The sequence below is a fragment of the Actinomadura roseirufa genome (assembly GCF_900659635.1).
GTDB classification, from domain to species: Bacteria; Actinomycetota; Actinomycetes; order Streptosporangiales; family Streptosporangiaceae; genus Spirillospora; species Spirillospora roseirufa.
In genome coordinates, this window is the sequence record NZ_CAACVB010000372.1 from 1 (window position 1) to 6,021 (window position 6,021).

The window sequence follows — 6,021 nt, forward strand, 5'->3', positions numbered from 1 at the left end:
GGTGTTCGCCCTGGTCTTCGCGGTCATGTGGGGTCTCGGCATCATGATGCTGGACCGCTGGCTCGTCACCACGATCCAGCGCCAGGACAGCCGCCGCCGTAGGGCGCGGCGCCCTGCGCCCGCGGGTCCTGGTGGTGCGGCACGAACCCGGGCCGCGGCGGGCGCCCCTCGGGCGTCTCCAGGAGCGGCTTGTCGAGCGGCACCGGCGGTGGCGGCTGCGGCATGTCCCGCGGCGGGGCGTCCTGGAGCGGGACCTCCTGCGGCATGCCGGCCCGCACGTCGTCCCAGGCGTCCGAGGGAGCCCCGGGACGGCCGTCCGGCGGTGCGAATCCCCCCGCCACCAGCCGGTCGCCGTCGTCGGCTCCGGGCTCCCGGCCCGGCTCGCGGGCCGGTTCGGCCGGCTGCCCCAGGGGGAGCTCCTGATCGGCCACCGTGTCGGGAGGAGCGGCCGCCTCCTGCCGCTCAGGCCCGCCGTCGTGGACGCCCTCGTCGTCCCCGGACGGGGCCTTGACCGGCCCGCGGTTGTCTTCCGTCATCCCCATCTCTCCTACCGAGCATGGTTCTCGTCATCCGCGCACATCGTGCCCCGGGGGGCATGTGGCGAGCGTAAGGCTAATCCGTCGGCCCCGGCCCCTCCCCGTCGGCCCCGAGCCCCTGCGGGCAAGGGTATTGGTGAATCCCCGCCCACCCGCCGCTTACACGTCCCCGGCGATGGCGGTGGCCGCCATGGGAAGTTGCTTCAGCAGGCCGTGCGGTACGCGGGGGGCCAGAAAGACCAATGCGGCGACCAAGGCGAACGAGAGCAGAGCGGTCGCGGCGAGCACCGTCACCGGCGCGAAACGGCGCTTGGAGCCGCCGGACGGCAGGAACGCGGCCAGGAGGACGACCACCAGCAGGCACAGCGCGAGCTGCGCGAGCGGGCGCACCGCGTATATCTTCGCGGCGAGCGCGAGGTGCTTCCACTCGGTGACGAACCGGACCCACAGGATCGCCGAGGTGATCGCCGTGGCGACCGGGGCCACCGCGAGGGACCGGCCGAGCCCCTCACGTCCCGAGACCAGCAGCAGGACGACGACGCAGCACAGGCCCGCGCCGACTGCCGTCCAGCAGTCCACCTCCAGTGAGTAGAACGGACGCCTCGCCTCGAACGCGGGCGTGGTGGCCCAGCGCAGCGTGGCCGCGACCGAGCCCGCTGTGAGACCGATCCCCATGTGCAGGAGCAGCCCGCCGCCACTCGCCGCGATGCCGGACCCCCGCGTCCACCGCCAGGCGATCAGTGACACGACCGCCAGCGCGACGGCCGCGGGCGTCGTCCAGGGCCCGGACTGGGCCCCGAGCACCACGGCGCGGACGATGTCCAGACGGACGATGATCGCGACGCCGTGGCCGATCCAGAGCGCACCGACGAACAGCACGATGTTGGCCAGGTGGGCGGAGAACCGCGGGAAGCGGCGCCGGCCGGGCCCGGTGCGCGCCCAGAGCCCGGCCAGTGCCGCACTGCACGCGCCGGCATTCGCCACCAGCAGCGGGACAAGGAAGAGGCTCGGCCACCCGTACAGCGGCGCGCTGAGAGTCAGGCCGGTGTTCCATAAGCCGCCTACCATGCCGATCGCGGTCCCGGCGGCGAGACCGAGCAGGGGGCCCCGCACGCTCGTTCCCGGCCGCGCGCCGACCGTCCGCCAGACGGCCCCCGCCCACCCGAACGCGAACAGGACCCCACCGAGCAGACCGGCGATCAAGGGCGCGGAAGTGTCCAAGGAGCTGGACAGGAATATTCGCTGTACCGCCACGAGGGTCATGGCCACGGCGGCTCCGGCGGCGACCGTCTCCAGCGTCGTCACGCGCAGTGCCGCCGACGGATCGGCGAGCGCGGCCAGCCGCCGCGCGGGGCTCGGATGGTTCGCAGAGACCCGCCGCCACCACGGCGGCCTGGACGCGGGATTCCCCCTGAGGACGGCGGCCAGCGCGCCCCCCTCCGCCGCCGCGGCGTGCAGGTCCGCCTCGTGCTCACGTGATCTCAGTACGGCGGCCGACATCAAGGCGGTCAGCAGGAGCAGTCCCACCGCGCGGAGCCCGTACTCGGCCCAGAAGGGGCGCGCCAAAGTGTCGACGGGCGAGGTCGAGTCAGCCCACGCTGCCCCCACCCGCGCGAGAACGGGCGCGAGGAGCGCGGCAGGCAGCGTCCACCACACCCCGCGCGTGAGCCACACGAGGCTCACGTCCCCCGCGACCGCGTGCTCGATCTCGTGTCTGAGCACCGCTTTCCACTGCTCGTACGGCAGCTTCCGCACCCCCCAGGGCAGGATGATCCGGAAGCCTCGCGGAGTCGGCACGGTGAACGGCTCCCGCAGGCCGAGCCGCCCGAACTCCACGACGACCCGGCGCCGCGTCCCGCCGCGGGCCATCCTGAGCGCCTCCTGCTGCCAGTTCTCCGGCGCCCGGGTGAGTGGCCCGGCCCTGCGCGCGAGCCGCCACGGCAGCAGCCACATGAGCAACAGTCCCGGCGGCAGGACGGCGAACCCTCCGGCCGCCTCGGCGGCCATCCGCTGCGAGTCGAAGCGCGCGAAGCACGCCTGGAACCGCGACAGGCTCACATTTCCAGAGTCCCGCACCTTCACCAGGCAGGTCACCGTCGCCGGCGCCGTCATCTGGTTCGAGATCAGCAGACCGGCGTAGGAGCCCGCGAGGACGAGGACGAGGACGAGGGTCAGGTACCGGGCTCGGCCGGGAGAGGGCCCCGGCGGAAGAACTCGATCCGGGGCCTCTCGCGGGGCTGTGAGGGCGGCGGTCAAGCCTCGTCCTCCGACGGCGCGAGAAGCGCCCCCAGGACGGACTCGGCGAGCGCCCGCGCGAAGGCCCGGTCGAGGCCGAGCGCGACGCCCTGCTCGGTGATGCGCTCCAAGAGCAGCCTTTCCTCGGCGTCGTCCAGCTCGATCGTCACCTCGTCCGACCCGCGCCCGCGCCGCAGCGCCGCCGCCTTGGCGACCGCCGCCTCGATCGCCTTGGTGGCCGCGCTTCCCGCCCCGGCGTTCATGAGCAGCGACACGAGGGCCAGCGCGTAGGGGGTGACGAGCGCCAGGTCGATGCCCATGCCCACGGGCACCCGGACCGGCCCGTCCTCGAAGGCCCGTACCGGGTCCCGGCGGTACTCGACGACGATCTCATCGAAGTCCTGCAGCTCGTCCGGGCTGAACTGCCGGACGACGGCACGGCCCAGCTCAACCTGTGTCTTCCAGTCCATCCCCGTACCGCCGCCCGCGCACAACTGCGCGGCGGTGAACTCGAACGTTGTGCGCCTGCGTGAGAAGACCTTCACCGCGCCCCCCGATCCCCTCCCCGGCCTGTAGACCAGGGCAATTTCACCCTAGAGTCGAGAAGAGAAATCGGTCCCGGTACTTTGACCACTAGGCCAGGTTCGGCCTCTTCCCAGGTCAGGGCACCCGCGTCCGCGTCGGGGCCCACCGCCGGACCTGACGACCGGGCGGCGCGGCGTGACGCCCCGCACAACCCATCCCCCTGCGCACGGCCCCTCTGAAGCGACATGCAACCGATGGTTGCGCATTCGATGAGATTCGCACTAGTGTGACGTGCAACCGAACGTTGCACATGGGGAGGAAGTGACCAGTATGGAGTACGGCAGCATCGAACGGGAGATCCAGGTCGACGCCCCGCCCGAGGTGGTCTTCGAGGTCGTCAGCAGCCCGGAGCACATCAAGGAGTGGTGGTCCGACGACGCCGACTTCGAGGCGTCGCCCGGCGGCGTCGGCGAGCTCGTCTGGGGCGACCGGGAGCACGTCTTTCCGATGCGCGTGGTGAGCGCCGAGCCGCCCCGGCTGTTCTCGTTCCGCTGGGTCTACCCGGACGGCGAGTTCAACGAGTCCGCCGCCTCACTGCTGGTCACCTTCGAGCTCATCCCCTCGGGCGCGGGCACGCTCGTTCGGCTCACCGAGACCGGGTTCCGGGAGATGGGCTGGGAGGCCGCCAAGCTGGAGCAGATGTACAGCGAGCACATCGCCGGCTGGGACACCTTCGTCCCGCAGCTCGGGGAGTACGCCGAGCGGCTGGTGTCGGAACGGTGACCTCCGCCGTCGACGACGACCTGTGGTCCGCGGTCGGCGATCCGACCCGCCGGAGGATGCTCGACCTGCTCCTGGCGGACGGGGACGGCACCGCCACCAGTCTCAGCAAGCAACTGCCGGTGACACGGCAGGCCATCGCGAAGCACCTGGGGGTGCTCGACCGCGCCGGCCTGGTCCGCGCGACGCCTGTCGGACGCGAGAAGAGGTACCAGGTGGACGAGGCACAGCTCGCCCGCGCGGTCGCCCAGCTGTCCCAGGTGGGGGCGGCGTGGGACGCCAGGCTCCGGCGCATCAAGCGGATCGCCGAGGCCATTCAGCGCGCTAGGGAAGCGCGCTGAACTTCAGAAGCTCGACCAGAAACCAATACGAGAAAGAGGAATCGATAATGGTGGACATCCTGCACAGGGTGGGAATCAAGGCACCCGTCGCCGAGGTCTTCTCGGCCATCACCACCACCGAGGGGCTCGCGGGCTGGTGGACGACCGACACGACGGGCGAAGGCGACGCCGTGGACGGCGTCCTCCGCTTCCGGTTCGGGGCGGGCGGATTCGACATGAAGGTCCTCGAGCTCCACCCGGGCAAGCGCGTGCTGTGGGAGGTCGTCGAAGGACCGGAGGAGTGGGTCGGCACGCACGTGGTCTGGGACCTGAGCGAGGTCGACGACTACACCATCATCCTTTTCAGGCACGAGGGCTGGAAGGAGCCGGTGGAGTTCATGTACCACTGCAGCACCAAATGGGCGGTCGTCCTGATGAGCCTGAAGTCGCTGGTCGAGACCGGCATGGGCGCCCCGGACCCGCACCACGTCAGGATCGACAACTGGAACTGACGTCCCTCCAAGGGGTGGCGCCGCTGGGCCGCGCGATCGGAACGCGACGCCACCCCGCTCTCCACGGCGAGCGAGCACGGACGGACCGTGCCTCTCGCCGCCTGAAGAAGGGCGCGGCGGTGCGGGACCTCGGGGGCGGAGTCGACCGCACCACCGCGCCGGTCTTTACCTTTCGGACGGTGCCTGGGCGGGCGGCAGGCCGAGCGTCCGCCCGATCACCCCGGCCGCCTGCTCGGCGGTCGTGCCGATCTGCGCCCCATGGTCGGGCCCGCAGTACCAGAGGTAGGCCAACCGGTGACGCGCCCAGACGACGTAATGGGGCCCCTCCCCAGGACGGATGAGATGCAGAATCTCCGTCCCATGAGGCAGGATCGGCGCGACCCCGGAAAAACGCCGCCGTACCAACGACGCCAGCTCCGTCAACAGCTCGCCAGGTGAAGCGGACGCGGGGGGCTCTGCCGCACCACCCGTCCCCCCGCGCCCACGCTCGGAATCACTCACCACCACAGCCCTCGGATGTCGGCGCGCCGAGCGTCGTCGCCACCATGAGAGCCGCGTCCACGATGTGGCTCGCCTCGGCGATCGGCTCACCCCACGACGTCACGAACCACAACCGCTCGCCGTCGTCCTCGCGCGGCTTGCACGTGATCGTGTCCGCCCGGCGCGGGACGTCGTCACAGCACCCCGGCGCCTTCGGGTTGATAACGATCAGTTTGCGCCGCTGGAGAACGGTCTCCAACCCGTAGACATGAAGCCTCGACATCAGCGCCCCGAGCCGCGCGTAAGCGTCAGGGTGATCAATTTCGTCGTCACGCTCACCCATCGCCGGCTCGCCGTCTTGGCTAACCTCGTTCATAACCGGACCTTTCTCCGGCCAGGCCCCGGGGTCCCTGGTGTTGCACCACCAGCCGGGGCCGCCTTCGTGCCTATGACACGCTTCCGCCTCCACACTGGCCGCATTCCGTCTAGCGTAGAAGTCACTGCGTTAGCGTCCACGGAAGTGGTGTATGGGGTCTGTGTGACCTTCTGCCGGGTTTTGGCCTGTGTGGGCGTGTCACCGTGACATGAGGACGGCCACCTCGTGATCCTTCGAGTCGACCAAGAGCACGAAGG

Annotated in this window: 8 protein-coding genes; 3 read left to right on the forward strand and 5 right to left on the reverse strand. The window is 70.9% G+C overall.

From position 1 onward, the window contains the following. Positions 1 to 65: 65 nt before the first annotated feature. The 3 genes from E1291_RS38115 to E1291_RS38125 all read right to left on the reverse strand — a co-directional run bounded on the left by E1291_RS38115 (position 66) and on the right by E1291_RS38125 (position 3,316). Positions 66 to 536, reverse strand: coding sequence for a hypothetical protein (locus E1291_RS38115; protein ID WP_131742907.1), 471 nt, complete (start codon positions 534 to 536; stop codon positions 66 to 68). Between the two features lie 159 nt (positions 537 to 695). Continuing rightward, positions 696 to 2,792, reverse strand: coding sequence for a M48 family metalloprotease (locus E1291_RS38120; protein ID WP_131742908.1), 2,097 nt, complete (start codon positions 2,790 to 2,792; stop codon positions 696 to 698). After that, on the reverse strand, positions 2,789 to 3,316 hold the full coding sequence (locus E1291_RS38125; protein ID WP_131742909.1) for a hypothetical protein: 528 nt from the start codon (positions 3,314 to 3,316) through the stop codon (positions 2,789 to 2,791). Before E1291_RS38125 ends, E1291_RS38120 begins: the two co-directional genes overlap by 4 nt. A gap of 310 nt (positions 3,317 to 3,626) precedes the next feature. On the opposite strand from E1291_RS38125, the gene E1291_RS38130 reads away from it, so the two are divergent. The 3 genes from E1291_RS38130 (at position 3,627) to E1291_RS38140 (ending at position 4,908) form a co-directional block, all read left to right on the forward strand. Then, entirely contained in the window at positions 3,627 to 4,079 is a 453-nt protein-coding gene (locus E1291_RS38130) for an SRPBCC domain-containing protein (RefSeq protein WP_131742913.1), read from the forward strand. After that, positions 4,076 to 4,417, forward strand: a complete 342-nt coding sequence (locus E1291_RS38135; RefSeq protein ID WP_131742910.1) for an ArsR/SmtB family transcription factor — start codon at positions 4,076 to 4,078, stop codon at positions 4,415 to 4,417. The genes E1291_RS38130 and E1291_RS38135 overlap by 4 nt, the downstream gene beginning before the upstream one ends. A 68-nt stretch (positions 4,418 to 4,485) precedes the next feature. Next, the gene (locus tag E1291_RS38140; protein WP_242614635.1) at positions 4,486 to 4,908 is read left to right on the forward strand and encodes an SRPBCC family protein; all 423 of its coding nucleotides are present in this window, start codon (positions 4,486 to 4,488) and stop codon (positions 4,906 to 4,908) included. Between the two features lie 165 nt (positions 4,909 to 5,073). On the opposite strand, the gene E1291_RS44820 is transcribed toward E1291_RS38140, so the two are convergent. Further along, complete coding sequence (locus E1291_RS44820; protein ID WP_278045309.1) at positions 5,074 to 5,199, reverse strand: hypothetical protein; 126 nt, start codon at positions 5,197 to 5,199, stop codon at positions 5,074 to 5,076. 202 nt (positions 5,200 to 5,401) lie between these two features. After that, on the reverse strand, positions 5,402 to 5,764 hold the full coding sequence (locus E1291_RS38145; RefSeq protein ID WP_131742912.1) for a hypothetical protein: 363 nt from the start codon (positions 5,762 to 5,764) through the stop codon (positions 5,402 to 5,404). Between the last annotated feature and the right edge of the window lie 257 nt (positions 5,765 to 6,021).

Excerpts from the sequence above, each read along its gene's own strand:
- E1291_RS38145 (WP_131742912.1), bottom strand. The coding sequence starts at position 5,764 with ATGAACGAGGTTAGCCAAGACGGCGAGCCGGCGATGGGTGAGCGTGAC.
- E1291_RS38130 (WP_131742913.1), top strand. The coding sequence starts at position 3,627 with ATGGAGTACGGCAGCATCGAACGGGAGATCCAGGTCGACGCCCCGCCC.
- E1291_RS38115 (WP_131742907.1), bottom strand. The coding sequence starts at position 536 with ATGACGGAAGACAACCGCGGGCCGGTCAAGGCCCCGTCCGGGGACGAC.